The following is a 26,987-nucleotide window of genomic DNA, read 5'->3' on the forward strand; positions in this document are numbered from 1 at the left end:
GTCAGGGCTTGGCGATCTTCCAGGCGCCCTCCATTTTGCCGTCGCCGGTCGCATCGCCAGCCTTCTTGTCGGCAATGAAGGTGTACAACGGCTTGCCGTCGTAAGCCCATTGGCTGGTGTTGTCGTCACGGGTGATGACGGTCCATTCGCCCATCGACTTATCGGTGGACTCGGCCTTCAACGGCGGCCAGTTGGTCGCGCACTTGTCATTGCACATGGATTTGCCGCCAGCATCCTTGGCGAAGGTATAGAGCGTCATGCCCTTGTGATCTACCAACATCCCGTCTTTAGTCATGGCTGGCTCTGCCGCAAATGCCAGTGTCGGCAGCGTCAGCACCGCCGTGACCAGCAGGGCTTTCCAGGAAAAAGTACGTTGAGTCATCGGAACCTTCCTTTTGCGGTTGTCAGGATTCGGACTCAAAGCGTAGTTCAGGACCAGTCCGATTGCGCAGGCCAGTAAAATACTGTCACACGACTGCAATAATTCCGTTATCTAATGCGGCGCAAGACAGTTAAATGACAAGAGGACTTAGCATGGTTGGCAGGAGCATTCTGATCGTTGACGACGAAGCGCCCATTCGCGAAATGATCGCCGTTGCGTTGGAAATGGCCGGCTATGACTGCCTGGAGGCAGAGAACTCCCAGCAGGCCCACGCCATTATCGTCGACCGCAAGCCGGACCTGATCCTGCTGGACTGGATGCTGCCCGGCACCTCCGGCATCGAATTGGCCCGGCGTCTCAAGCGCGATGAGCTGACCGGGGATATCCCGATCATCATGCTCACCGCCAAGGGCGAAGAGGACAACAAGATCCAGGGCCTGGAAGTCGGTGCCGATGACTACATCACCAAGCCATTTTCCCCACGGGAATTGGTCGCACGTCTGAAGGCCGTACTGCGCCGCGCCGGTCCGACCGATGGCGAGGCGCCGATTGAAGTCGGCGGCCTGCTGCTGGACCCGATCAGCCACCGCGTAACCATCGATGGCAAGCCGGCCGAGATGGGCCCCACCGAATACCGCCTGTTGCAGTTCTTCATGACCCACCAGGAACGCGCCTATACCCGTGGGCAATTGCTCGACCAGGTGTGGGGCGGCAACGTGTATGTCGAGGAGCGCACCGTTGACGTGCATATCCGCCGCCTGCGCAAAGCCTTGGGCGATGCCTACGAGAATCTGGTACAAACCGTGCGCGGTACCGGTTATAGGTTTTCAACCAAAGGCTGAGCCAGCCCTATCCAGACTTAACAGCCGACAAGGACGCATGTTCAAGTGAATCAAAACTGGCATGGCACCCTGATCCGCCACATGCTCCTGCTGGTCACCGGCTGCCTGTTGGTCGGCCTTATCAGCGGCTACTACGGCTGGAGCCTGGCCATCGGCCTGGGCCTCTACCTGGGCTGGACCCTCAAGCAATTGCTGCGCCTGCACGAGTGGCTGCGCCAGCACAAACCCGATGAGGCACCACCCGACGGCTACGGCCTGTGGGGTGAGGTGTTCGACAGCATCTACCACCTGCAACGCCGCGACCAACGGGTACGTGGCCGCCTGCAAGCGGTGATCGACCGGGTCCAGGAGTCGACCGCCGCGCTCAAGGACGCGGTGATCATGCTCGACAGCGACGGCAACCTGGAATGGTGGAACCGCGCCGCCGAGACTCTGCTGGGCCTCAAGACGCCCCAGGACAGCGGCCAGCCGGTGACCAACCTGGTGCGCCACCCGCGCTTCAAGGAATACTTCGAACAGGATAACTACGAAGAAGCCCTGGAAATCCCGTCGCCCACCAACGACCGGGTGCGTATCCAGCTGTACCTCACGCGCTACGGCAACAACGAACACTTGATGCTGGTGCGCGACGTGACCCGTATCCATCAGCTGGAACAGATGCGCAAGGATTTCGTCGCCAACGTCTCCCATGAGCTGCGTACCCCGCTGACGGTGATCTGCGGCTACCTGGAGACGCTGCTGGACAACGTCGAAGAGGTCAACCCGCGCTGGAGCCGTGCCTTGCAGCAAATGCAGCAACAAGGCTCGCGCATGCAGACTCTGCTCAACGACCTACTGCTGCTGGCCAAGCTGGAAGCCACCGACTACCCCTCGGACAACCATCCCGTGGCCGTACAGAGCCTGCTGCAGACCATCAAGAACGATGCCCAGGCCCTGTCCGGCGAACGCGGCCAGTACATCACCCTGGAGGCCGACCCGTCGGTGCTGCTCAAAGGCAGCGAGGGCGAGTTGCGCAGCGCCTTTTCCAACCTGGTGTTCAACGCCGTGAAATACACCCAGGACACAGGCACGATCCGCATCCGCTGGTGGGCCGATCAGCACGGCGCGCACCTGAGCGTGCAGGATTCGGGGATCGGTATCGACAGCAAGCATTTGCCACGCCTGACCGAGCGCTTCTACCGTGTCGACTCCAGCCGCAACTCCAACACCGGCGGCACCGGGCTGGGCCTGGCGATCGTCAAGCATGTGCTGTTGCGCCATCGGGCCCGCCTGGAAATCAGCAGCGTACTGGGCCACGGCAGTACCTTTACCTGCCACTTTGCGCCAGCACAGGTCAGCCGCTCGCCGGCAATCGCGGCGAAGGATTAATCTGAAAATCCCCTCCATCCCATGTAGGAGCTGGCTTGCCGGCGATAGCATCACCTCGGTGCTTCTGTAAGACCGAGGCGTCTGCATCGCAGGCAAGCCAGCTCCCACATAAGCCCTATGCAGCATGCATTCGCGCGCCCACCCGGCAGCCGCCACTAGGCAAGCGCTCCTTCAGCCGCTACATTGCCTGACTTGTGCCCGCCCTTGAGGCACAGCCATCACCCCTTTTTGAACACACGGAACTCGCAAAACCCCATCATGGACCCTTCCCCTGGTATCACCCTCGCGACACTCTTCGCCGATTTCGGCATGATTCTTTTTGCACTGATCCTGGTACTGCTCAACGGTTTCTTCGTTGCGGCGGAATTTGCTATGGTCAAACTGCGCGCCACCCGGGTCGAGGCAATCGCCCATACCAATGGCTGGCGCGGGCAGATCCTGCGCACCGTACACAGCCAGCTCGACGCTTACCTGTCGGCCTGCCAACTGGGTATCACCCTGGCGTCCCTGGGCCTGGGCTGGGTCGGCGAGCCGGCTTTCGCGCACATCCTGGAGCCGCTGCTGGGCGCGATGGGCGTCGAATCGCCTGAAGTGATCAAGGGCGTGTCGTTCTTTGCCGCCTTCTTTGTGATTTCGTACCTGCACATCGTGGTCGGTGAGCTGGCCCCCAAGTCCTGGGCCATTCGCAAGCCCGAGTTGCTGTCGCTGTGGACCGCCGTGCCGCTGTACCTGTTCTACTGGGCGATGTACCCGGCGATCTACCTGCTCAACGCCAGCGCCAACGCGATCCTGCGTATTGCCGGCCAAGGCGAGCCAGGCCCGCACCACGAGCACCATTACAGCCGTGAAGAACTCAAGCTGATCCTGCACTCCAGCCGCGGCCAGGACCCGAGCGACCAGGGCATGCGTGTACTGGCCTCGGCCGTGGAAATGGGCGAGCTGGAAGTAGTGGATTGGGCCAACTCCCGAGAAGACCTGGTGACGCTGGACTTCAACGCGCCACTCAAGGAAATCCTCGCGCTGTTCCGCCGCCACAAATTCAGTCGCTATCCGGTGTACGACGCCGTGCGCGGTGAGTTTGTCGGCCTGCTGCACATCAAGGACCTGCTGCTGGAACTGGCGGCCCTGGACCATATTCCCGAGTCGTTCAACCTGGCCGAGCTGACCCGCCCGCTGGAGCGCGTTTCGCGGCACATGCCGCTATCGCAACTGCTGGAGCAATTTCGCAAGGGCGGCGCGCACTTTGCGCTGGTTGAAGAAGCCGACGGCAACATCATCGGCTACCTGACCATGGAAGACGTGCTCGAAGTGCTGGTGGGCGATATCCAGGACGAACACCGCAAGGCCGAACGCGGCATCCTCGCCTATCAGCCGGGCAAGCTGTTGGTACGTGGCGATACGCCGCTGTTCAAGATCGAACGCCTGCTGGGTATCGACCTGGATCACATCGAAGCCGAAACCCTCGCTGGCTTGATCTACGAAACCCTGAACCGGGTGCCGGAAGAGGAAGAAGTGCTGGAAGTGGAAGGCCTGCGGATCATCATCAAGAAGATGAAAGGCCCGAAAATCGTGCTGGCCAAGGTCTTGATGCTCGACTAGGGCACACCCCCTGTAGGAGCGAGCTTGCTCGCGAAGGACGTTAACGATAACGCTGGGATCCTGACACCCGGCAGCGCCCTCAGGTTTTTCGCGAGCAAGCTCGCTCCTACAAAAGCCTTACCGCGTGCCCGACGCAAAGTTGGGCAACGCCTGTACCGGCTGCGTGAACTCATACGGAATCGACACCCACCCCGCCCCCGTATCGCGCTGCACCACAAAGTGCAGGTGTGGCCCACTGCTGTTGCCGGTATTGCCCGACAGCGCCAATGGGCTGCCCACCGCCACCCGCTGCCCTTCCCTGACACTGACCGACCCCAGCTTGAGGTGCAGATACACACTCTGGGTGCCGTCATCGTGTAACACCCGCACGAAGTTGCCCGACGGGTCACTGCCCCGCCCCGATTGGCTGTTCTCGGTCTTCACCACCACCCCGCCCCGCGCAGCGATGATCGGCGTGCCTTCAGGCATGGCGATATCCATGGCGTAGCGACTTTTGACGTCAGAGTGACTGAACGTGCCGCCAGGCCCCTGGGTCAGGCGGAAGGGGCCACCGCGCCAGGGCAACGGGTAGCGCTGAAACTGCGCTGGCCGCAGGTTACGCGGCGGCAGGGGATCAAGCACCTGGCGCTTCACCGGCACGACCCGGCGCTCCTGGAACACAAACGCCTGGGCGCCAGGGGTTTTCTGGTCGCTGAAAAACACCACGCCACGGGCATCGGTGGAACGATAGAGGGTCATGGCCAGGGACGATGAAGCGACCGCGCACAGGCCACAAAACAACATAAAACGCACAAGCATGGGGTAAACCTGCCGGGTATGACCGAACGGCAGGCTAGCAAGGGTTCATGACAGTGTTGTGTGGATCAGGCCGGTTGCGTCGAGAAGCAAATATCTACGTTCATATCGGCGGCGGCGGACAGATTGACCAAGGCATCGAGGGAGAACTTGTCGATCTTGCCACTGAGTACATCGTTGAGTCGTGGCTGGCTTATATGAAGCCGCTGGGCCGCGTCCTTCTGGGAGAGCTTCCAGCCACGAATGGCTTTGCACAATTCCAGCAGCAACTTTGAGCGCAAACGCATGTTTGCGGCCTCTTGGGGAGCGTCTTCCAGGGCGTCCCAAACACTGGCGAAGCGTTCGGTATGAAGCTTTTGGTCAGTCATGGCTTAACCTAACTCCTGCAATCTGGCGCGAGCCAGTTCGATATCCCGCGTTTCAGCTTTTTGCGTGGTTTTGCGAAACGCATGCAACACATAAACCGCCTCGGGCCGATTGACCACATAGAACACCCGAAACGCTCCTGACTCATCGGTGATACGAATCTCATTGACCCCGCGCCCAATGGTTTTCATCGGCTTGCAGTCAAAAGGCTGTTCGCCCTGCTGCAAAAGATCCAATTGAAAACCAGCGGCTCTTCGCGCCTCAATCGGGAACGACCTGAGATCCTTGAGTGCACTTCCCACAAACACCACATCCTTGTGCCTGGGCATTCACTTCTCCTTTCCTGGAAAGAAAAAGCGTAATCGACGATTCAGTCAACAGCAGCAGCGGTGTGTTTCAAGGCATGGCGGGCACTCGACAGCACCGAAGCGCTATCGAGAGATTATATCGAAACAGATATAAATCAAGACGGGCGCCGAGAATCAGACAATTGGTCGATCCACGGCATTTTTGCCCAGGTTATGCACCCGGCACAAAATGCTTCTGCGCCGTACCCCGGGCGATCAGCCGGGAGATGTAGTCGAGCTTCTGCGCGTCCTGGTCGATAAAGCGGAAGGTCAGTTGCAGCCAGTCGCTGTCGGGGCGCGGTTCGTAGGCGACGATTGCATGCAGGTAGCCATTGAGGCGCGCGGTTTCAGCGTTCTCGCCTTGCTCCAGGTCGAGCACCGCACTTTCCAGCACTTGGGGCAGGACGTCGCCACGGCGCACCACTAGCAGCGCCTCCTTGATGCTCAGGGCCTTGATCACACATTGCTGGGTGCCACTGGACAGGCGCAACTGGCCCTGGCCACGACCGCTGGCGGCCGAGGGGGCGACGGAGGCTTGCACAGGCGGACTGTTGAGCAGGCCTTTGCTCGGCGCGGCCACCGGGGCTGGCTTGACGGCTTCGGGCTTGCCGCCGGTCAGGGCGCTGAGGGAGTCGTTGCCAAAGGCCGAGTTCATCTTGGTCGGTGCACTGGCCAGCAAGGCGTCGAGGCGACCGATCTTGTTCAGGGCCTGCTTGACCTTGTTCAGCAACTGCTCGTTGGTGAATGGCTTGCTGACGTAGCCGGAGACCCCGGCCTGGATCGCCTGGACCACGTTTTCCTTGTCGCCACGGCTGGTGACCATGACAAATGGCATGGCCTTGAGCTGCGGCTGCTCGCGGCACCAGGTCAACAGTTCCAGGCCCGACATTTCCGGCATTTCCCAGTCGCACAAAACCATGTCGAAGGTTTCGCGCATCAGGATGGCCTGGGCCTTTTTGCCGTTTACCGCATCTTCAATCTTGATGCCGGGGAAGTAGTTACGCAGGCACTTCTTTACCAAGTCGCGAATAAACGAGGCGTCATCCACCACCAACACACTGACTTTACTCATCGACCCTTCATCCTCTCAAAACCCCGGCAAGCAAAACGCTTCACAATGATGGCATTTTGCCAAAAACTCATCAGTCACGCCGGGACTTTATGGCTGCCCGCAGCGCAAAACTCATACGCCACAAACGAAAACGCCCGACCAGAGGCCGGGCGTTTATTTCTCGGGCAATCTTACTTATCGTCAGATTCGTCCGGAACATTAGGGATTTGATCGGCCGTGCCTTCAACTTCGGCTTTCATGCGCTTGAGGCCCATGTGCCGTACGTCGGTGCCGCGCACCAGGTAAATGACCAATTCCGAGATATTGCGCGCGTGGTCGCCGATCCGTTCCAGGGAGCGCAGTACCCAGATGATGCTCAACACCCGCGAGATAGAGCGCGGGTCTTCCATCATGTAGGTCGCCAGCTCACGCAGCGCGGTCTTGTATTCGCGGTCGATGATCTTGTCGTACTGGGCCACCGACAACGCCAGGTCGGCGTCGAAGCGGGCAAACGCATCCAGCGCATCGCGGACCATGTTGCGCACCTGGTCGCCGATGTGGCGCACTTCGACGTAACCCCGCGGCGCTTCGCCTTCTTCGCACAACTGGATGGCGCGCCGGGCGATCTTGGTGGCTTCGTCGCCGATACGCTCCAGATCGATCACCGACTTGGAGATGCTGATGATCAAGCGCAGGTCAGAAGCCGCCGGCTGGCGACGGGCGAGGATGCGCAGGCATTCCTCGTCGATATTGCGTTCCATCTGGTTGATCTGGTCATCGATCTCGCGCACTTGCTGGGCAAGGCCCGAGTCAGCCTCGATCAGCGCGGTCACTGCATCGTTGACTTGCTTCTCCACCAGCCCGCCCATGGCCAGGAGGTGGCTGCGCACTTCCTCAAGCTCGGCGTTGAACTGCGCGGAGATGTGGTGGGTAAGGCCTTCTTTGCTAATCATGTTGGCGTCCTTGGAGCGTCCGGTAAGGTGCGGAGAACCGCAGCGTCAGTGCAATCAGAACCACAGCTTCCTAGCCGTAGCGACCGGTGATGTAGTCTTCGGTCTGCTTCTTCGCCGGATTGGTGAACAGGGTATCGGTATCGCCGAATTCCACCAGTTTGCCCATGTACATGAACGCGGTGTAGTCCGAAACCCGTGCCGCCTGCTGCATGTTGTGGGTCACGATGACGATGGTGAACTTGGACTTGAGCTCGTAGATCAACTCTTCGACTTTCAGCGTCGAAATCGGGTCGAGTGCCGAACACGGTTCGTCGAGCAACAGCACTTCCGGCTCCACGGCGATGGTACGGGCAATCACCAGACGCTGCTGTTGGCCGCCGGACAGGCCGAGGGCCGATTCGTGCAGGCGGTCCTTGACCTCGTCCCACAGCGCCGCGCCTTTAAGGGCCCACTCGACGGCTTCGTCGAGGATGCGTTTTTTGTTGATGCCCTGGATGCGCAGGCCGTAGACCACGTTTTCGTAGATGGTCTTGGGGAACGGGTTGGGCTTCTGGAACACCATGCCCACACGGCGACGCAGCTCGGCCACGTCTTCGCCCTTGCGGTAGATGTTGCTGCCGTAGAGGTTGATTGCACCCTCCACACGGCAACCGTCCACCAGGTCGTTCATGCGGTTGAAGGTACGCAGCAGCGTGGACTTGCCGCAGCCCGACGGGCCGATAAAGGCGGTCACGCGCTGCTTGGGGATGTTCATGCTGACGTCGAACAGCGCCTGCTTCTCACCGTAGTACAGGCTCAGGCCCGGGACTTCGATGGCTACGGTTTCTTCGGCCAGGCTCAGGCTCTGCTTGTCGCGACCCAGGGCTGACATGTTGATGCCGTGGGAATGGGTTTCATGTTGCATGGGATGCTCCCTGTGCTACCAATTCGTTTCGTTGAACCGCGGCTTCATAGTGGGCCTTGCGGTTTACCTCAAATCTGTTTCCAACCCGGTTCCCTGTGGGAGCGGGCTTGCTCGCGAAAGCGTCAGGTCAGTCGACCCATCTGTTACTGATACACCGCATTCGCGAGCAAGCCCGCTCCCACATTGGGTCCGCGTTCAATTCAATCAGCTATCCAGCGCCTTGTACTTCTCGCGCAGGTGGTTACGAATCCATACCGCCGACAGGTTCAGCGTGGCGATCACCAGCACCAGCAGGAACGCGGTGGCGTACACCAGCGGACGTGCCGCTTCAACGTTGGGGCTCTGGAAGCCGACGTCGTAGATATGGAAGCCCAGGTGCATGATCTTCTGGTCCAGGTGCAAGTACGGGTAGTTGCCGTCCAGCGGCAGCGACGGTGCCAGCTTCACCACACCCACCAGCATCAGCGGTGCCACTTCACCAGCGGCGCGGGCCACGGCGAGGATCATGCCGGTCATCATCGCCGGGCTGGCCATGGGCAGGACGATTTTCCACAGCGTTTCCGCCTTGGTCGCACCCAGTGCCAGGGAACCTTCACGCACGGTGCGAGGGATCCGCGCCAGGCCTTCTTCGGTGGCCACGATCACCACCGGTACCGCCAGCAGCGCCAGGGTCAACGAGGCCCACAACAGGCCCGGTGTACCGAAGGTCGGCGCCGGCAGGGCTTCGGGGAAGAACAACCGGTCCACCGAACCACCCAGCACGTAGACGAAGAAGCCCAGGCCGAACACACCGTAGACAATCGCCGGGACGCCCGCCAGGTTGTTCACCGCGATGCGGATGATGCGGGTCAAGGTGTTCTGCTTGGCGTATTCACGCAGGTAGACCGCCGCCAGCACGCCGAACGGGGTCACGATCATCGCCATGATCAGGGTCATCATCACGGTGCCGAAGATCGCCGGGAAGATCCCGCCTTCGGTGTTGGCTTCCCGTGGGTCGTCGCTCAAGAACTCCCAGACCTTACTGATGTAGAAGCCGATCTTGGTCATGGTGCCCATGGCGTTCGGCTGGAACGCATGCACCACATGACCGATATTGATTTCAAGCTCTTTGCCGTTGGCATCGCGGGCCGTCAGGCTGTCGCGGTTGAACTGGGCATGCAGGTCGGTCAGGCGCGCTTCCACAGCCTGGTAACGCGCATTCAGTTCAGCGCGATCGGCATCCATGTCGGCCTGGGCGGCGGCGTCGAGCTTGCCGCTGAGTTCCAGTTTGCGACCGTGCAGGCGGATACGCTCAAGACCTGCGTTGATCGCACCGATGTCGCTCTTCTCAAGGCTCTTGAGATCAGCGGCCAACCGGTTCACCCGGTCAACCCGCGCTTGCAGCTCGGGCCATGCAGCCTGGCCTTCAGCGATCACCTTGCCGTCTTGCTTGACGTTGACCAGGGTGCCGTAGAAGTTGCCCCACTCACGACGCTCGATAGCCATCAACTCGGCAGGCGTGGTCTGGTCGGTCAGCCACTCGCCGACGATCCAGGTGAAGTCGTTGCCGTTCAAATCGCGGTTGCCGACCTTGATCAGCTCACGGGTCATGAACTCCGGACCTTCGTCCGGCACCGGCAAGCCCGCGCTTTTCAGGCGCTCGCGTGGCACTTGTTCTTTCTGCACCACTTCGCCGATGACGATGTGGTTGGCCTGGCCCGGCACGTTGTAGTTGGCCTGGATCAGGTCGGCCGGCCAGAAGTGACCCAAGCCGCGCACGGCGATCACAGCCAGCAGGCCAATGGTCATGATGACCGCGATGGCCACCGCGCCACCGCTGATCCAGACGCCTGGGGCGCCGCTCTTGAACCATCCATTCAGGGAGTTCTGTTTCACAGACTTCTACCTTTCTTAAAGCGACGAGTATTTCTTGCGCAGACGCTGACGGATCAGCTCGGCGAGGGTGTTCATGATGAAGGTGAACAACAGCAGCACCAGTGCCGAGAGGAACAGCACCCGGTAGTGACTGCCGCCCACTTCCGACTCGGGCATTTCCACCGCGACGTTGGCTGCCAGGGTGCGCAGGCCTTCGAACAGGTTCATTTCCATGACCGGGGTGTTACCGGTGGCCATCAACACGATCATGGTTTCCCCGACCGCACGGCCCATGCCGATCATCAGCGCCGAGAAAATCCCCGGGCTTGCGGTGAGCAACACAACCCGCGTCATGGTCTGCCATGGCGTGGCGCCCAATGCCAGGGAGCCCAGGGTCAGGCCGCGTGGCACGCTGAACACGGCGTCTTCGGCGATGGAGTAGATGTTCGGGATCACCGCAAAACCCATGGCCAGGCCGACTACCAGGGCGTTGCGCTGGTCGTAGGTAATTCCCAGGTCATGGGAGATCCACATGCGCATGTCGCCACCGAAGAACCAGGTTTCCAGGTACGGGCTCATGTACAGCGAGAGCCAGCCCACAAACAGGATCACCGGGATCAGGATCGCGCTTTCCCAGCCATCCGGCACCCGCAGGCGGATCGACTCAGGCAGGCGGCTGAAAATGAAGCCCGCCAGCAGAATGCCAATCGGCAACAACATCAGCAGGCTGAAAATCCCCGGCAGATGCCCTTCGACATACGGCGCCAGGAACAGGCCGGCGAAGAAACCGAGGATCACCGTCGGCATCGCTTCCATCAACTCGATCACCGGCTTGACCTTGCGGCGCAGGCTCGGAGCCATGAAGTAGGCGGTGTAGATAGCGGCGGCGATGGCCAGGGGTGCGGCCAGCAGCATGGCGTAGAACGCGGCCTTGAGCGTACCGAAGGTCAGTGGCGCCAGGCTCATCTTGGGTTCGAAGTCGCTGTTGGCGGCGGTCGATTGCCAGACGTATTTAGGCTCGTCGTAGTTTTCGTACCAGACCTTGCTCCACAACGCGCTCCAGGACACTTCCGGGTGCGGGTTGTCCAGCGCCAACGGCTGCAGCTTGCCGCCGGCCTCGACGATCACACGGTTGGCCCGTGGCGACATGCCGAAGATGCCCTGGCCTTCGACCACCGGGTCCACCAGCAAGGTACGGTGCGCGGTGCTGTGGAACACACCGAACTTACCGGAGGCATCGAGGGCGACGAAGCCTTTGCGACGCTCTTCGGCGGTGATTTCAACGATAGGCGTGGTGCCCATCTGGAAGGTGCGGATCTGCTTGAGGTGTTGCTCGCCATCCGGGTCGCGGGCCATGAACCACTGGGCCAGGCCGCCCTTGGAGTCACCGACGATCAGCGAGATACCGCCCACCAGCTGGGTGCTGGCGGTGATTTCGGCGTTGCCATCTTCCAGCAATTTGTAGCGACCGTTGAGGCTGTTGTCCCGCAGGCTGAACACATCGGCCAGGGCGCGACCGTTGATCACGTACAGCCATTGCTGGCGCGGATCGACGAAGATCGCTTTCACCGGCTCAGTCATTTGTGGCAGTTCGATGCGCTTCTGCTCGCTGACCACTTCGCCGGTCATCATGTTTTCTTCGCGGCTCACCGACAGCACGTTCAGGTGCGAACCTGCGGAGCCGGCAATGATCAGCGAGGTGTCAGTGGCGTTGAGGGCAACGTGTTCCAACGGACGACCGGCTTCATCGAGCACCATCGGCGCTTCGCCGTAGGGGTATTCGATCTCGGGCGAGATGGTCTTCTTGCCGTCCGGGTAGGTCACTTTATAGGAGTGGCGGAACACCAGGGACTGGCCATTGGACAGACCGAGGATCACCAACGGGCTGCCCGGCTGATCTTTACCGATGGACACCACGCTGGCGCCGGCTGGCAGGGCCAGGTCGACACGCTTGAGTTCAGCGCCGGTATCAACCGTGAAGAACAATGCCTGGCCTTTGTCGGAAACCCGCATGGCGACCTGGTTCTGCTCTTCCAGCGAGATCAGCAACGGCTTGCCGGCATCCTGCATCCAGGCCGGGCTCAGGGCGTCGTCCTTGGTCAGGCTGGCACCCTGGAACAGCGGCGCGACCACGTAGGCCAGGAAGAAGAAAATCAGCGTGATAGCGCCGAGAACGGCGAGGCCGCCGACCAGCACGTACCAGCGGGTCAGGCGATCCTTGAGCGCGCGGATGCGGCGCTTGCGTTGCAGCTCAGGCGTATTGAAATCAATGCGCTTGGGGGGAGAAGTCGTCGTCATGGTGGAATTGGCCAGATCATTCATGCGCACACCCTAGCGATCCTGTATGACAGAAAGATGACAATGCAGTGACGCAAGAAATCCGCCGCGTAGCAGGGCTGGCAGCGGACCGAAAAATTAGGAGTTTCTGTAGGAGCGAGCTTGCTCGCGAAAAACGTCAAGGCACCGCGTTGACTCAGATACGGCGCGTTATCGTTAACGCTTTTCGCGAGCAAGCTCGCTCCTACAGAAAAGGCCGGTTTTACCCGGCCCCGTAGCTTATTTACCTTCTTTCAAACCCAGGTCAGCCAGTGCCTTTGCGACAACTTTGGCTGGCAGTGGGATGTAGCCGTCCTTGACTACAACTTCCTGGCCCTGCTTGGACAGAACCAGTTTCACGAACTCGGCTTCCAGCGGGGCCAGAGGCTTGTTCGGGGCTTTGTTGATGTACACGTAGAGGAAGCGCGACAGCGGGTACTTGCCGTTCAGGGCGTTCTCTTCGGTGTCTTCGACGAACTCGCCGCCTTCTTTCTTGGCCAGGGCCACGGTTTTCACGCTGGCGGTCTTGTAGCCGATGCCCGAGTAACCAATGCCGTTGAGCGAAGAGCTGATCGACTGCACGACCGAAGCCGAGCCTGGTTGTTCGTTGACGTTTGGCTTGAAGTCACCTTTGCACAGGGCTTCTTCCTTGAAGTAGCCGTAGGTGCCGGATACCGAGTTACGACCGAACAGTTGCACTGGCTTGTTGGCCAGGTCACCGGTCACGCCCAGGTCGCCCCAGGTCTTGGCATCAGCCTTGGCGCCGCACAGGCGAGTCGACGAGAACACTGCGTCGACCTGGGCCATGGTCAGGTGCTTGATCGGGTTGTCTTTGTGTACGAACACCGCCAGGGCGTCCACGGCCACCGGGATTGCAGTCGGCTTGTAGCCGTACTTCTGCTCGAAAGCCTGCAGTTCGTTGTCCTTCATCTTGCGGCTCATCGGGCCCAGGTTGGCGGTGCCTTCGGTGAGTGCAGGCGGCGCGGTAGAGGAACCGGCGGCTTGAATCTGGATGTTTACGTTCGGGTATTCTTTCTTGTAGTTCTCGGCCCACAAGGTCATCAGGTTGGCCAGGGTATCGGAACCGACGCTGGACAAGTTGCCCGATACACCAGTGGTTTTGGTATAGGCCGCAATTGCCGGGTCAACACCAGCGGCCACCGCGTGGGCAGTCGCAACGCCAGCAGCGACAAAGGTCATTGCCGCCATCAAACGCTTCAGTTTCATGCCTTACTCCTAGCAGATAGGGATAGTTGGATCGGGGCCAAGTATCGGTAGGCCGTGTGAACACTCTATGTCTGGAATATGACAATTAGATGAAAGGCCAGTATTGGAAGAACAGGCAGGCGCGGGGAGAGGCTGAGTAAATGCGGGGGTGGAGCGCGGGATTGCGGTAATTCAGAAACACCCTGTAAACGTTGATTGCCTACAAAACCTTGTAGGAGCCGGCTTGCCGGCTCCTACAGGGGGCTCAGCGCCCGCGCTTCCACAGGTACCCGCCCACCACCATCCCCATCACACAAAGGATGGCAACGTAGTAAGACGGGCCCATCGGGCTTTCTTTCATCAGTAGCGACACCACCAGCGGCGTCAGGCCACCGAACACGGCGTAGGCCACGTTGTAGGAGAACGACAGGCCGCTGAAGCGCACCACTGGCGGGAAGGCCTTGACCATCACGTAGGGCACCACGCCGATGGTGCCTACAAACAAACCGGTCAAGGCGTACAGCGGGAACAGCCAGTCCGGGTGATCCAGCAGGCTGTGATACAGCGTCCACGAGGTCGCGAGCAGCAACGCGCAACCGGCGACCAGCACGCGGCCCGCACCAAAACGATCAGCCAGGGCGCCGGACGCGATGCAACCCAAACTCAGGGTGACGATCGCCAGGCTGTTGGCCTGCAACGACACCGTCGGGCTGAAGTGGTAAATGGTCTGCAGCACCGTCGGGGTCATCAGGATGACGACGACGATGCCGGCCGACAGCAGCCACGTCAGCAACATCGACAGCACGATGGCGCCACGGTGGTCGCGCAATACCGCACGCAACGGCAACTCGGCCGCCAGGGTCTTGCGCTGCTGCATCTCGGCGAAGATCGGCGTTTCGTGCAGCCAGCGGCGCAGGTACACCGAAAACAGGCCGAATACACCGCCCAGCAGGAACGGGATCCGCCAGGCGTAATCGGAGACCTGCTCCGGGGTATAGGCCGTATTGATCGCGGTGGCGACCAGCGAACCCAGCAAAATCCCGCCGGTCAGGCCGCTGGTCAGGGTGCCGCAGGCGTAGCCGATATGGTGTGGCGGTACGTGTTCGGAAACGAAGACCCACGCGCCGGGCACCTCGCCACCAATCGCCGCGCCCTGGATCACGCGCATCAGCAGCAACAGGATCGGCGCCCACAGGCCGATCTGCGCGTAGGTTGGCAGCAGGCCCATGATCAGGGTCGGTACGGCCATCATGAAGATGCTCAGGGTGAACATCTTCTTACGGCCCAACAGGTCACCGAAGTGCGCCATGATGATCCCGCCCAGCGGCCGGGCCAGGTAGCCGGCAGCGAAGATACCGAAGGTCTGCATCATGCGCAGCCATTCAGGCATGTCGGCGGGGAAGAACAGCTTCCCGACCACCGTGGCGAAGAACACAAAAATGATGAAGTCGTAGAACTCCAGCGCCCCGCCCAAGGCAGACAGCGACAGGGTTTTATAATCGTTGCGGTTCAGCGGTCGTGCGGGAGGCGCAATGCTTGAAGGCACTGTGGTCATGGCAAGGCTTCTCTTATTAGGTCAGATCAGGAATCCGCAACAGCGTGGGTTTGCGCCAGGCAGGTCCGGCAAGATAACAAATTGCCTGGAAAAGCACAGTCTAAACACCTGCACCGCGGTTAGCGCCGACTCGCAAAGTCACCCCCTTGCGAGGCCCGCCTGTTCCCTCTTCGAATTATTGTCGGGGCCCGAAAACGCCTGCAAATACTGGCGGCCAGCGTTAAAAAGAAACAATGGTCAAACCCCTCAAGTTGCCTGACTGTTTTGGCCATTTTCTTGACGCCTGTAAAGCCATGTAGATAGATGTACAAAATCAGGAACCGACAGTCGTCGTACAGGCTACCGACCGATATACTGCCCAGCTTGCACCTGCTTATAGTGGAAGTTGCGCGAAAACGTCGTTGGCACCGACCAGCCGATTTCGCAGAGTTTCCCTCAAGGCGCCTTTCGAAAAACGTGACGAACGTAGTATGTTCGGGGCTGAATCGTTTTTCCAAGACGGCTATTCACCGATTACATAGTCCAAGAGTCACGGGTCAGAGGCACCCCCGGCATGATCGAACTCGAACAAGAAGATCCTATCCCGCAAGGCGATCTCGCCCTGCAAATCACCGCACTGCCCCGTGAAACCAACGGTTTCGGCGATATTTTCGGCGGTTGGCTGGTCGCACAGATGGACCTGGCCGGCACGGCAATGGCCAGCAAGGTCGCGGGTGGCCGCGTGGCTACCGTGGCGATCGATCGCATGGCTTTCCTGGTGCCGGTGGCGGTGGGCGCGCAGTTGTCCTTCTACACCCAGGCCCTGGAAATCGGCCGCAGCTCGATCCAGATGATGGTCGAAGTGTGGAGCGATGACCCGCTGTCCAGCGAATGGCGAAAAGTCACCGAAGCGGTGTTTGTGTTCGTTGCCATTGATGGTAGCGGTCGCACCCGGTCGGTTCCATCGCGGGCGCGTTAAACCTCGCGGCGGTTTGACGGTCCATTGCCCCATTGCCTGTGATTGAGAGAGCCTTGTATGCCTATGCCCCACATTGAAACCGTGAAAATGGATGAGCTGGACTGCTGGCGCATCCGCCACAACGGCGCCCAAGTGCTGGTGGCCCAACAGGGTGCGCACCTCTTCAGTTACCAGCCTGCTGGCGCAAAACCGGTGATCTGGCCCAATGACAAGGCGCTGTTCAAACAAGGCAAAGGCATCCGTACTGGCGTGCCGGTGTGCTGGCCGTGGTTTGGCGTGTTCGACCGCAACCCGCAGAGCGTGAAAGCGATGCGCCAGAGTGATCAGCCAGCGGGTGCCCATGGTTTTGCGCGCACCGCCCTCTGGACCTTGGCCGGCGTCGAAGACAACCGGGTTGAGCTGGTGCTACCGGCGCCGGCGGGCGGGTTCCCGGGCTGGCCACACCAGGTCGACCTGAAAATGAGCATCCTGCTGGATGATCAACTGCAGATCCGCCTGAGCAGCCACAACCGTGGCAGCGATACCGTGACCATCAGCCAGGCGCTGCACAGCTACTTCGCCGTCAGCGATGTGCGCACTGTGCAGGTCGAAGGACTGGACGGGCTGGACTATATCGATACCGCCGACGGCTGGCAGACCAAACAACAGTCTGGAGCGCTGAACTTCAGCGCCGAGACCGACCGCATCTACCTCGACACCCCGGCACAATTGAACATCGTTGATAAAGACTGGCAGCGCCGTATCCAGCTCACCAGCGAAGGGTCGAAATCGACGGTGATCTGGAACCCCTGGACTGAACGCGCCAAGGCGCTCGATGACATGGCCGACGATGGCTGGCAGGGCATGCTGTGCATCGAGACGGCCAATGTGCTGGACGATGTAGTGGTGCTGGCACCTGGCGCGAGCCACACCATGGGCGTGAGTATCGCCAGCCTGCCCCTGTAGACCTGCTCCCACAGGGGGATTTGTGGCGCTGGTTACAGGTCTGACTCCTGCACCACCCGCACCACCCCCGCATCCAGCGCATACGCCGCATCCGCCAGGTCGTTGTTGACCGTCTCCACCTTCAACGTGCCCGTCACCCACAACGGCGTATAGATATCGTCCAGCTTCAAGCCCTTGGGATAGCGCACCAGCACCAACTGGTTGGGCGGCGGCGGTGGCACGTGGATGCAGGCGCCCGGGTAAGGCACCAGGAAGAACAGGGTGCTGCGCCCCTTGGCATCGGTTTCCAGCGGCACCGGGTAGCCACCCAGGCGGATGTGCTTGCCATTCATGGCAGCCACGGTCTTGGTCGAATACATTACCGCCGGCAACCCCTTGCTCTGCTTCAGGCCACCCTTTTCGGTAAAGGTGCCCAGGGCTTCCGGGGAGTTGTGGTCGATATCAGGCATTTGTTCGAGGGCTTTCTGGTCCGACTTGGGCATCAGTTCCAGCCAGTCGGTTTCCGCCAGCTCAGCGGTGTGGGCCAGGCTTGAGCCCAGCAAAAGGACAGTCAACAGAAGACGGCGCATGGAGTGGCTCGACCAATAAACAAGTGTCGGCATTCTAGCCCTCTGCGCCTGCGCAGCGCAGAGGGCTTGACGCTAAATCATTTCTTTTTCAGCAGACCGTAGATCACCAGCAACACGATGGCACCGACCAGCGCGCCAATGAAGCCTGCGCCTTGGCCTGCCTGGTAGATCCCCAGTGCCTGACCGCCATAGGTGGCCGCCAGAGAGCCGGCGATACCCAGCAGGATGGTCATGATCCAGCCCATGCTGTCATCGCCTGGTTTCAGGAAACGCGCCAGCAGGCCGACGATCAAACCGATAAAGATGGTTCCAATGATACCCATGGCATTTCCCTCTGAATGAAAGTTAGCTGAAGCCTAGTCAGACTTTGGCATCCTGCAATCAGAGGATGGCGGCAACCAATGGTTCCCGCCTACCCCAGGGTTATTGCGCGGCGATCAGCGCCTGGACCTTGGCAATCTGCGCGTCGAGGGTCGCGCGATCCTTGCAACGCAGGTTGGCGTGGCCGACCTTGCGCCCGACCTTGAAGGCCTTGCCGTAGTGATGCAGGTGGCAGTCATCAATCGCAATGACCTGCTCCACCGGCGGCACGACGCCAATGAAGTTGAGCATCGCGCTCTCGCCAACCTTGGCCGTGGAACCCAACGGCAAGCCCGCTACCGCCCGCAGGTGGTTTTCGAACTGGCTGCATTCGGCGCCTTCGGTAGTCCAGTGCCCGGAGTTGTGTACGCGCGGGGCGATTTCGTTGGCCTTGAGGCCACCGTCGACTTCAAAGAACTCGAACGCCATCACCCCGACATAATCCAGTTGCTTCAACACGCGGCTGGAATAGTCTTCGGCCAACGCCTGCAACGGGTGGTCGGTACTGGCCACGGACAGCTTGAGGATGCCGCTGTCGTGGGTGTTGTGCACCAACGGGTAGAAACGGGTTTCGCCATCACGGGCCCGCACAGCCACCAGCGAGACTTCGCCGGTGAACGGCACGAAGCCTTCCAGCAGGCAGGCGACGCTGCCCAGTTCGGCGAAAGTACCGACCACATCGGCGTCGGTGCGCAGGACTTTCTGGCCCTTGCCGTCATAACCCAGGGTGCGGGTTTTCAGCACGGCCGGCAGGCCGATGCTGGCGACCGCCGCGTCCAGGTCCGCCTGGGACTGGATGTCGGCGAAGGCCGGGGTCGGAATGCCCAGGTCCTTGAACATGCTTTTTTCGAACCAGCGGTCGCGAGCGATACGCAAGGCTTCGGCGCTCGGGTACACCGGCACGAATTGTGACAAAAAAGCCACGGTTTCGGCCGGGACGCTTTCGAACTCGAAGGTCACCAGGTCGACTTCATCGGCCAGTTGGCGCAAGTGGTCCGGGTCGCTGTAGTCCGCCCGCAGGTGTTCACCCAGGGCCGCCGCACAGGCGTCCGGCGCCGGATCGAGAAACGCGAAGTTCATCCCCAGCGGAGTACCCGCCAAAGCCAGCATGCGGCCCAGTTGGCCGCCACCGATTACACCGATTTTCATCAATCAACCTCAGGCGATGCGTGGGTCAGGATTGTCCAGGACACTGTCAGTCTGTTCCGCGCGGAACTTCTTCAGTGCCGCGTGGAACTGCGGGTGCTTGGCGCCCAGGATACTGGCGGCCAGCAATGCTGCGTTGATCGCGCCAGCCTTGCCGATCGCCAGGGTAGCCACTGGAATCCCGGCCGGCATCTGCACGATGGACAACAGCGAATCCACGCCCGAGAGCATCGACGACTGCACCGGCACGCCGAGTACCGGCAAGTGGGTCTTGGCCGCACACATGCCCGGCAGGTGGGCTGCGCCACCGGCACCGGCGATGATCACCTCGATGCCACGGGATTCTGCTTCATCGGCATACTGGAACAGCAAGTCCGGCGTGCGGTGGGCAGAGACCACCTTCACTTCGAACGCAATGCCGAGTTTTTCCAGCATATCGGCGGTGTGGCTAAGGGTGGACCAATCGGACTTGGAGCCCATGATCACGCCAACCAATGCACTCATCGTCGTGCCTCTTCTCTCTGGGCGCCCGCAGGCGCGTCAAAAAACAACAAGCCACGCGGGAAATCCGGCGTGGCTTGTTGTACGAATTAAGGCCGGTTGGACCGGCCGAAGGCCGCGCAGTATACCGTAATAATGCAGATAAACAGCCCCTTGGATGACCATCTGTCTTACGCTTTAAACCTGCGATTTTATTGACTTCCAGGTCAGCGAAAACACCACAAAATACTGTGGGAGCTGGCTTGCCTGCGATGGCGGAGGGTCAGTGCCTGAAATGTCAGCTGATACACCGCTATCGCAGGCAAGCCAGCTCCCACATTTAACCGCGCTCAGCCGCCGGGGACTGCGCCGCGCCGCCTTCCAGCTTGCGCCACAACAACCGCACGTTGGCCTTGCGCACCAACGCGCAGCGATACAGCCGAATCTCCAACGGCACATGCCACTGCGGCCCGCCACACACCACCAGTTCGCCCCGGGCCAATTCGGCACGCACGCTCAACTGCGGCACCCAGGCAATCCCCAACCCTTCCAAAGCCATGCTTTTGAGGCTGTCGGCCATGGCGGTTTCGTACACCGTGGTAAAGCGCAGCGCGCGCTGGCGCAGCAACAGGTTCACCGAACGCCCGAGGAACGCACCGGCGCTATAAGCCAGCAGTGGCACGCTGCCCTCGCCCTCCAGGTCGAACAACGGCTTGCCATCGGCATCGGCGGCGCAGACCGGGAGCATTTCTGTGTTGCCCAGGTGCAGCGACGGGAAAATGTCCGGGTCCATCTGCATCGCGGCATCCGGGTCGTAGAACGCCAGCATCAAGTCGCAACCGCCTTCACGCAGTGCATGCACGGCGTCGCCGACGTTGGTGGCCACCAGCCGCGTGGCGATGTTCAGCCCTTCATTGCGCAATTGCGCGATCCAGCGTGGGAAAAAGCCCAATGCCAGGGAGTGCGCGGCGGCCACTTGCATGACTTCGCCCTGCCCGCCTTCGAGGTGGTGCAAATGGCGCAGTACTTCGCCCAGTTGTTCGACCACCGTGCGCGCCGTCACCAAAAACAATTGCCCCGCCGCCGTCAGTTCGACGGGCGTGCGCGAGCGGTTGACCAGGGTCAGCCCCAACGCGGCCTCCAGGCTGCGGATACGTCGGCTGAAGGCCGGCTGGGTGACAAAGCGCCGCTCGGCAGCCTGGGAGAAACTGCGCGTGGCAGCCAGGGCGCTAAAGTCTTCCAGCCATTTGCTTTCAAGGTTCATCTGATTCTCCAGGGCATGCACCATTTTGGCACACACGCCCGCCATGATAACCGGGTCACATCAACATTATGCCGTTTGTGCATAGGCCAGTGCTTAACAGCATTGGCCCAAAAACTTCTGCAAGCCTAGCATTCGCAGCGTTCCGGCCTGTTCCGGGTCCATATCGAGATGATTTCCGTCATGTCCTCCGCTGCATCATTCCGCACAGAAAAAGACCTGCTTGGCGTACTCGAAGTACCTGCCCAAGCGTATTACGGCATCCAGACCCTGCGAGCCGTGAATAACTTCCGTCTCTCCGGCGTTCCGATTTCGCATTACCCGAAATTGGTGGTCGGTCTGGCAATGGTCAAGCAAGCCGCCGCTGACGCCAACCGCGAGTTGGGCCAGCTCAGCGAAGCCAAGCACGCTGCCATCAGCGAAGCCTGCGCCCGCCTGATCCGCGGCGACTTCCACGAAGAGTTCGTGGTGGACATGATTCAAGGCGGCGCTGGCACTTCAACCAACATGAATGCCAACGAAGTCATCGCCAACATCGCGCTAGAGGCCATGGGCCACCAGAAGGGCGAATACCAGTACCTGCACCCCAACAACGACGTGAACATGGCGCAGTCGACCAACGACGCCTACCCGACCGCGATCCGCCTGGGTCTGCTGTTGGGCCATGACGCGCTGCTGGCCAGCCTCGACAGCCTGATCCAGGCGTTCGCCGCCAAAGGTGTCGAGTTCGGCCACGTCCTGAAAATGGGCCGCACCCAGCTGCAAGACGCCGTGCCGATGACCCTCGGCCAGGAATTCCGCGCCTTCGCCACCACCCTGGGTGAAGACCTGGCCCGCCTGAAGACCCTGGCTCCGGAGCTGTTGACCGAAGTCAACCTGGGCGGCACCGCCATCGGTACCGGCATCAACGCCGACCCGCGCTACCAGGCCCTGGCCGTACAACGCCTGGCCACCATCAGCGGCCAGCCGCTGGTGCCAGCCGCCGACCTGATCGAAGCCACCTCCGACATGGGCGCCTTTGTGCTGTTCTCCGGCATGCTCAAGCGTACTGCGGTGAAGCTGTCGAAGATCTGCAACGACCTGCGCCTACTGTCCAGCGGCCCGCGTACCGGGATCAACGAAATCAACCTGCCAGCGCGTCAGCCAGGCAGCTCGATCATGCCCGGCAAGGTCAACCCGGTGATCCCGGAAGCGGTGAACCAGGTCGCGTTCCAGGTGATCGGTAACGACCTGGCCCTGACCATGGCGGCCGAAGGCGGCCAACTGCAACTGAACGTGATGGAACCGCTGATCGCCTTCAAGATCTTCGACTCGATCCGCCTGCTGCAACGCGCCATGGACATGCTGCGCGAACACTGCATCGTCGGCATCACCGCCAACGAAGCCCGCTGCCGCGAACTGGTGGAACACTCCATCGGCCTGGTCACCGCGCTGAACCCGTACATCGGTTATGAAAACGCCACCCGCATCGCCCGTATCGCCCTTGAAAGCGGCCGCGGCGTGCTGGAACTGGTGCGTGAAGAAGGCTTGCTCGACGACGCCATGCTCGACGACATCCTGCGCCCGGAAAACATGATTGCCCCGCGTCTGGTGCCTTTGAAGGCCTGAACGCATGTAGCACCGCTCACCAGGTTGAGGGACTAGACACCTCTCACCCTTTTGAGGGCTTGAAGACTTGTTCTTCAGGCCCTTTTTTTTGCCTGTTTTTTAACGCCTGCTCCCTGTAGGAGCGAGCTTTCTCGCGAAAAACCTGAGAGCGCCGCGCTCATCCAGCAAGTCCGCGTTATCGTTAACGTTCTTCGCGAGCACGCTCGCTCCTACAAAAGTGAACCGGTTCAGCCCTTTGCCCGCCTACCATTCCTCGCCCAGTTGCGCTGCTTGCAGACGGCTGGCGCGCACATCGGTATAGTGCCGCCCCTCTTCGCATGCACGGTCGTCAACCGCATGCGAACGCCGAACTAATAACAACCCGCGACTTGGAACCGGGACGAACACTCGACCCACCTATCGTGCTGCCTGCGCGATTGTGTGTAACACGATGTGTCGAACCGTCCGGCTTTTGCCTTTACAAAAAACAGCGAGGAATACTCCATGCTAGAAGTCATCAACGACTTCCTCTCAGGAAAAGTGCTGATCGTGCTCATTGTCGGGCTCGGTGGCTACTTCACGATCCGCTCGCGTTTCGTTCAGTTTCGTCACTTCTTTCATATGTTCGCGGTGTTTCGCGACAGCCTGAAAAGCAGCGCCGGCCAACTCAGTTCGTTCCAGGCGCTGATGCTCAGCCTGGCCGGGCGGGTGGGCGCCGGTAACATCGCCGGCGTCGGCATTGCCGTGACCCTGGGCGGGCCGGGTGCCGTGTTCTGGATGTGGGTCACCGCACTGGTGGGCATGTCTTCGAGCTTTATCGAGTGCTCCCTCGGCCAGCTCTACAAGCGCACCGACGCTGAAGGCACCTACCGTGGCGGCCCGGCCTATTACATCCAGCACGGCCTGCAAAAACGCTGGCTGGGCATGGTCATGGCATTCCTGCTGCTGGTGACCTTCGGCTTTGCCTTCAACGGCCTGCAAGCCCATGCCGTGACCCACTCGCTGAACAATGCTTTTGGCTTCGACACCACCTACACCGGCCTGGCCCTGGCGGTATTGCTGGGCCTGGTGTTCATCGGCGGGATCAAGCGCATTGCCTCGATCGCCGACCTGCTGGTGCCGGTCAAGACCCTGGTCTACATCGCCGTGACGGTCTACGTGATCGTGCTGCAATTCGACCAGGTGCCGGGCATGTTGATGACCATCGTCAAGAGCGCCTTTGGCCTGGACCAAGCCTTCGGCGGCCTGGTGGGCAGCGCGATCATCATGGGCGTGAAACGCGGCGTGTTCGCCAACGAAGCCGGCCTGGGCAGTGCGCCCAACGTGGCCGCCGTGGCCTCGGTCGAGCACCCGGTCGCCCAGGGTGTGGTGCAAGCGTTCAGCGTGTTCCTCGACACCTTCATCATTTGCACCTGCACCGCGCTGCTGATCCTGCTCTCGGGGTTCTACACCCCAGGTTTTGAAGGCGACGGCATTGCCCTGACCCAGAACTCCCTGGCTGCGGTGGTGGGTGACTGGGGCCGGATGTTCATCTCGGTGGCCCTGGCTTTGTTCGTGTTCACCTCGATCATGTACAACTACTACCTGGGCGAGAGCAACCTGCGCTTTTTGGTGGGTAACAACCGCAAGGTGCTGATCGGTTACCGTGCGCTGGTGCTGGTGCTGATCTTCTGGGGCTCGATCGAGAACCTGGGCACCGTGTTCGCCTTCGCCGACATCACCATGACCATGCTGGCGTTCGTCAACCTGTTCGCCCTGGCGTTCCTGTTCAAGATCGCCATGCGCCTGCTCAAGGACTACGACGACCAGCGCGCCGCCGGGATCAAGACCCCGGTGTTCGACTCCAGCCAGTTCCCCGACCTGGACCTGGACCGCAAGGCCTGGCCGGCCAACCCGGTGCAACCGGACGCAGCCCCATCGGTTGAACTGAACGCTCAAGTGCAACGCTGAGCGTAGATAGATGACACGCCGCCTGGCCTTGGGCATGCTCTGGGCCCGGCGGCGTTTTTCGTTCAGGAGAAAATTCATGTCCCCATCCAACAACGTCATGGTGCTCTACACCGGTGGCACCATCGGCATGCAAGCCAGCGCCAACGGCCTGGCGCCTGCATCGGGTTTCGAGGCGCGCATGCGCGAGCAGCTTGCCAACATGCAAGTGCCCGCGTGGCGCTTCCGGGAGATGGCGCCGCTGATCGACAGCGCCAACATGACCCCCGCTTACTGGCAGCAACTGCGCAGCGCCGTGGTCGAGGCTGTGGACAACGGCGCCGATGCCGTACTGATCCTGCACGGCACTGACACCCTGGCCTACAGCGCGGCGGCCATGTGTTTCCAACTGCTGGGCCTGCCGGCGCCCGTGGTGTTTACCGGGTCTATGCTGCCGGCCGGCGTGCCCGACAGCGATGCCTGGGAAAACGTCAGCGGCGCCCTGGCCGCGTTGGGCGAAGGCCTGGCACCGGGTGTGCAGCTGTATTTCCACGGCGCGCTGATGGCACCGACCCGCTGCGCGAAGGTCCGCAGCTTTGGTCGCCATCCGTTTGCCGCACTGCAGCGCAACGGCGGCGTGGCCAAGGCCCAGGCAATTCCCGCCGGCCTGGATTACCGCCAACCCAAGGCCCTGGCCAATGTCGGTGTGCTGCCGCTGGTGCCGGGCATCACCGCTGGGCAACTGGATGCACTGGTCGACAGCGGTATCCAGGCGCTGGTCCTGGAGTGCTTCGGCAGCGGTACCGGGCCGAGCGATAACCCGGCGTTTCTCGCCAGCCTCCAGCGTGCGCAGGAGCACAACGTAGTGGTGGTGGCAATTACCCAATGCCATGAAGGCGGCGTGGAACTGGATGTGTACGAAGCGGGCAGCCGTTTGCGCGGTGTGGGCGTTCTGTCTGGAGGCGGCATGACCCGCGAAGCGGTGTTCGGCAAATTACAGGCCCTGCTCGGCGCCGGCCTTGTAACCCACGAAGTCCGCCGCCTGGTGGAACTGGACCTGTGCGGCGAACTGAGCTGAGCGGCATATAACTTGCTCCACTTCCAGCCATCCCCTGGCTGGAAGTTCCCATGTTGCACTCCCACCTCACTACCCTCAATGCCGTTTCCCTGGTGCTCAGCACCTTCAAGGCCGAAGGCTGGCCCGCCGAAGCGCTGCTGGCCGGCAGTGGCATCTGTGCGGCGGACTTGAGCCGCGCCGACACGCGCATCGCCACGCACCAGGAGATGCAGGTGTGCGCCAATGCCGTGGCCTTGCAGCGCGATATCGGACTGATCGTGGGACAGCGAATGCACGTATCGGCCTACGGCATGCTCGGCTATGCCCTGCTCACCAGTGCCACTTTCGGTGACGCTTTGCGCCTGGCCCTGCGTTATCCGGCGCTGTTGGGAACACTGTTTGAGCTGAGCCTGGAGGAGGACGGCGAACGTATCTGGTTCACCGCCAGCGATTACCGAGAAAACCCGGCGCTAACTGCCTTCAATGTGGAGCTGTGCCTGGGGTCGTTGAAGGTTATCTGCGACGACCTGCTCGGCCACCCGCTGCCTCTGCTGGGCGCGCGCTTTGAGCATGATGCGCCGGATTATCAGGCACGCTACGCCGAGTGCTTCGACTGCCCGTTGCAGTTCCAGGCCACTGCCAATGCGTTCGCCTTTGACCAACGCTGGCTTGCCCAACCTTTGCCTCTGGCCGATACCGTGACCCACCGGGCCATGGCTGAGCGCTGCCGCAAACAGAACACCGAATTCACCGGGCGCGAGGCCTGGCTGGGACGGGTCCGCCAGTTGCTCGCTGCACAACTGCACGCCGCACCCGGGCTGGATGGCCTGGCCCAGCAGATGAACTGTTCGCCGCGCACCCTGCGCCGGCACCTGCATGACCTGGGCTGCAGTTACCAGGAGTTGCTGGACGAGCTGCGCTTCGAGCAGGCCAAGCAACTGTTGTCGCAAGACCAGTGGCCGATCTATCGGATTGCCGAGGCCCTGGGGTTCAGCGAGACCGCAAGTTTTCGGCACGCATTTGTGCGCTGGAGCGGTGTGGCGCCTAGTCAATTTCGCCCCTGACCCGCACCGCGGTGATGCCTTCGCGAGCAAGCCCGCTCCCACATGGGGCGAATTTCGGACAGATAATTTGGCCGTATTAATCCCCTTTTGGCCGCT

At 61.0% G+C, this 26,987-nt stretch carries 25 protein-coding genes; 9 read left to right on the forward strand and 16 right to left on the reverse strand.

All coding sequences use genetic code 11. From position 1 onward, the window contains the following. Nucleotide 1 precedes the first annotated feature (1 nt). Nucleotides 2-382, reverse strand: coding sequence for a COG4315 family predicted lipoprotein (locus tag FJD34_RS15825; protein ID WP_032856744.1), 381 nt, complete (start codon nt 380-382; stop codon nt 2-4). 152 nt (nt 383-534) lie between these two features. Here FJD34_RS15825 and phoB point away from each other — a divergent pair, with 152 nt between their 5' ends. The 3 genes from phoB (at nt 535) to FJD34_RS15845 (ending at nt 4,191) form a co-directional block, all read left to right on the forward strand. Continuing rightward, nucleotides 535-1,224: a phosphate regulon transcriptional regulator PhoB gene (gene phoB, locus FJD34_RS15830; protein WP_003176964.1), complete on the forward strand. Its 690-nt coding sequence runs from the start codon at nt 535-537 to the stop codon at nt 1,222-1,224. An 81-nt stretch (nt 1,225-1,305) separates the two neighbouring features. Next, a complete protein-coding gene (phoR, locus tag FJD34_RS15835) occupies nt 1,306-2,592 on the forward strand; it encodes a phosphate regulon sensor histidine kinase PhoR (protein WP_229689200.1) in 1,287 nt (428 codons plus the stop codon). Between the two features lie 258 nt (nt 2,593-2,850). Continuing rightward, nucleotides 2,851-4,191: a hemolysin family protein gene (locus FJD34_RS15845; protein WP_032856740.1), complete on the forward strand. Its 1,341-nt coding sequence runs from the start codon at nt 2,851-2,853 to the stop codon at nt 4,189-4,191. Between the two features lie 117 nt (nt 4,192-4,308). Here FJD34_RS15845 and FJD34_RS15855 read toward each other — a convergent pair whose 3' ends face one another. The 10 genes from FJD34_RS15855 to FJD34_RS15905 all read right to left on the reverse strand — a co-directional run bounded on the left by FJD34_RS15855 (nt 4,309) and on the right by FJD34_RS15905 (nt 15,529). Then, entirely contained in the window at nt 4,309-4,989 is a 681-nt protein-coding gene (locus FJD34_RS15855) for a M23 family metallopeptidase (protein ID WP_032856738.1), read from the reverse strand. A 65-nt stretch (nt 4,990-5,054) separates the two neighbouring features. After that, nucleotides 5,055-5,354 carry a helix-turn-helix domain-containing protein gene (locus FJD34_RS15860; protein ID WP_032856736.1) on the reverse strand — a complete coding sequence of 100 codons (300 nt, stop codon included), beginning with the start codon at nt 5,352-5,354 and terminating at the stop codon, nt 5,055-5,057. Between the two features lie 3 nt (nt 5,355-5,357). Further along, nucleotides 5,358-5,681: a type II toxin-antitoxin system RelE/ParE family toxin gene (locus FJD34_RS15865; RefSeq protein WP_032856735.1), complete on the reverse strand. Its 324-nt coding sequence runs from the start codon at nt 5,679-5,681 to the stop codon at nt 5,358-5,360. A gap of 190 nt (nt 5,682-5,871) precedes the next feature. Further along, on the reverse strand, nt 5,872-6,771 hold the full coding sequence (locus FJD34_RS15870; RefSeq protein ID WP_090292481.1) for a response regulator: 900 nt from the start codon (nt 6,769-6,771) through the stop codon (nt 5,872-5,874). Between the two features lie 170 nt (nt 6,772-6,941). Next, complete coding sequence (gene phoU, locus FJD34_RS15875) at nt 6,942-7,703, reverse strand: phosphate signaling complex protein PhoU (RefSeq protein WP_029289933.1); 762 nt, start codon at nt 7,701-7,703, stop codon at nt 6,942-6,944. 70 nt (nt 7,704-7,773) lie between these two features. Beyond that, nucleotides 7,774-8,607, reverse strand: a complete 834-nt coding sequence (gene pstB, locus FJD34_RS15880) for a phosphate ABC transporter ATP-binding protein PstB (RefSeq protein ID WP_029289934.1) — start codon at nt 8,605-8,607, stop codon at nt 7,774-7,776. Nucleotides 8,608-8,811: 204 nt separating this feature from the next. Next, nucleotides 8,812-10,482, reverse strand: coding sequence for a phosphate ABC transporter permease PstA (gene pstA, locus FJD34_RS15885; RefSeq protein WP_065942311.1), 1,671 nt, complete (start codon nt 10,480-10,482; stop codon nt 8,812-8,814). A 15-nt stretch (nt 10,483-10,497) separates the two neighbouring features. Then, nucleotides 10,498-12,531 (reverse strand): ABC transporter permease subunit, encoded by a 2,034-nt coding sequence (locus FJD34_RS15890; RefSeq protein WP_174553315.1) that lies wholly within the window; start codon nt 12,529-12,531, stop codon nt 10,498-10,500. A gap of 486 nt (nt 12,532-13,017) precedes the next feature. Continuing rightward, entirely contained in the window at nt 13,018-14,004 is a 987-nt protein-coding gene (locus tag FJD34_RS15900; RefSeq protein WP_032856729.1) for a phosphate ABC transporter substrate-binding protein PstS, read from the reverse strand. A gap of 244 nt (nt 14,005-14,248) precedes the next feature. Continuing rightward, nucleotides 14,249-15,529 carry an MFS transporter gene (locus FJD34_RS15905; protein ID WP_174553316.1) on the reverse strand — a complete coding sequence of 427 codons (1,281 nt, stop codon included), beginning with the start codon at nt 15,527-15,529 and terminating at the stop codon, nt 14,249-14,251. Nucleotides 15,530-16,091: 562 nt separating this feature from the next. Here FJD34_RS15905 and FJD34_RS15910 point away from each other — a divergent pair. Further along, on the forward strand, nt 16,092-16,496 hold the full coding sequence (locus FJD34_RS15910; RefSeq protein ID WP_003176975.1) for an acyl-CoA thioesterase: 405 nt from the start codon (nt 16,092-16,094) through the stop codon (nt 16,494-16,496). Nucleotides 16,497-16,553: 57 nt separating this feature from the next. Then, nucleotides 16,554-17,441, forward strand: coding sequence for a D-hexose-6-phosphate mutarotase (locus tag FJD34_RS15915; RefSeq protein WP_065942309.1), 888 nt, complete (start codon nt 16,554-16,556; stop codon nt 17,439-17,441). A gap of 32 nt (nt 17,442-17,473) precedes the next feature. On the opposite strand, the gene FJD34_RS15920 is transcribed toward FJD34_RS15915, so the two are convergent. The 5 genes from FJD34_RS15920 to FJD34_RS15940 form a co-directional block, all read right to left on the reverse strand. Continuing rightward, nucleotides 17,474-18,010 carry a DUF3299 domain-containing protein gene (locus tag FJD34_RS15920; protein ID WP_032856725.1) on the reverse strand — a complete coding sequence of 179 codons (537 nt, stop codon included), beginning with the start codon at nt 18,008-18,010 and terminating at the stop codon, nt 17,474-17,476. Between the two features lie 77 nt (nt 18,011-18,087). Continuing rightward, nucleotides 18,088-18,333 carry a GlsB/YeaQ/YmgE family stress response membrane protein gene (locus FJD34_RS15925; protein ID WP_029289950.1) on the reverse strand — a complete coding sequence of 82 codons (246 nt, stop codon included), beginning with the start codon at nt 18,331-18,333 and terminating at the stop codon, nt 18,088-18,090. Nucleotides 18,334-18,433: 100 nt separating this feature from the next. After that, nucleotides 18,434-19,519: a 5-(carboxyamino)imidazole ribonucleotide synthase gene (locus FJD34_RS15930; RefSeq protein ID WP_032856724.1), complete on the reverse strand. Its 1,086-nt coding sequence runs from the start codon at nt 19,517-19,519 to the stop codon at nt 18,434-18,436. Nucleotides 19,520-19,528: 9 nt separating this feature from the next. Beyond that, nucleotides 19,529-20,020, reverse strand: a complete 492-nt coding sequence (gene purE / locus FJD34_RS15935) for a 5-(carboxyamino)imidazole ribonucleotide mutase (protein ID WP_029289954.1) — start codon at nt 20,018-20,020, stop codon at nt 19,529-19,531. Between the two features lie 316 nt (nt 20,021-20,336). Then, the gene (locus FJD34_RS15940; RefSeq protein WP_090293226.1) at nt 20,337-21,260 is read right to left on the reverse strand and encodes a LysR substrate-binding domain-containing protein; all 924 of its coding nucleotides are present in this window, start codon (nt 21,258-21,260) and stop codon (nt 20,337-20,339) included. 180 nt (nt 21,261-21,440) lie between these two features. Here FJD34_RS15940 and aspA point away from each other — a divergent pair, with 180 nt between their 5' ends. The 4 genes from aspA (at nt 21,441) to FJD34_RS15960 (ending at nt 26,891) form a co-directional block, all read left to right on the forward strand. Then, entirely contained in the window at nt 21,441-22,865 is a 1,425-nt protein-coding gene (gene aspA, locus FJD34_RS15945) for an aspartate ammonia-lyase (protein WP_017739004.1), read from the forward strand. A 483-nt stretch (nt 22,866-23,348) separates the two neighbouring features. After that, a complete protein-coding gene (locus tag FJD34_RS15950) occupies nt 23,349-24,794 on the forward strand; it encodes an alanine/glycine:cation symporter family protein (protein ID WP_032856722.1) in 1,446 nt (481 codons plus the stop codon). A gap of 76 nt (nt 24,795-24,870) precedes the next feature. After that, a complete protein-coding gene (locus tag FJD34_RS15955) occupies nt 24,871-25,848 on the forward strand; it encodes an asparaginase (protein WP_090292486.1) in 978 nt (325 codons plus the stop codon). 50 nt (nt 25,849-25,898) lie between these two features. Continuing rightward, nucleotides 25,899-26,891 carry an AraC family transcriptional regulator gene (locus FJD34_RS15960; protein WP_032856718.1) on the forward strand — a complete coding sequence of 331 codons (993 nt, stop codon included), beginning with the start codon at nt 25,899-25,901 and terminating at the stop codon, nt 26,889-26,891. Nucleotides 26,892-26,987 lie beyond the last annotated feature (96 nt).

Source organism: Pseudomonas brenneri (assembly GCF_007858285.1).
In the GTDB taxonomy this organism is placed as follows: Bacteria; Pseudomonadota; Gammaproteobacteria; order Pseudomonadales; family Pseudomonadaceae; genus Aquipseudomonas; species Aquipseudomonas brenneri.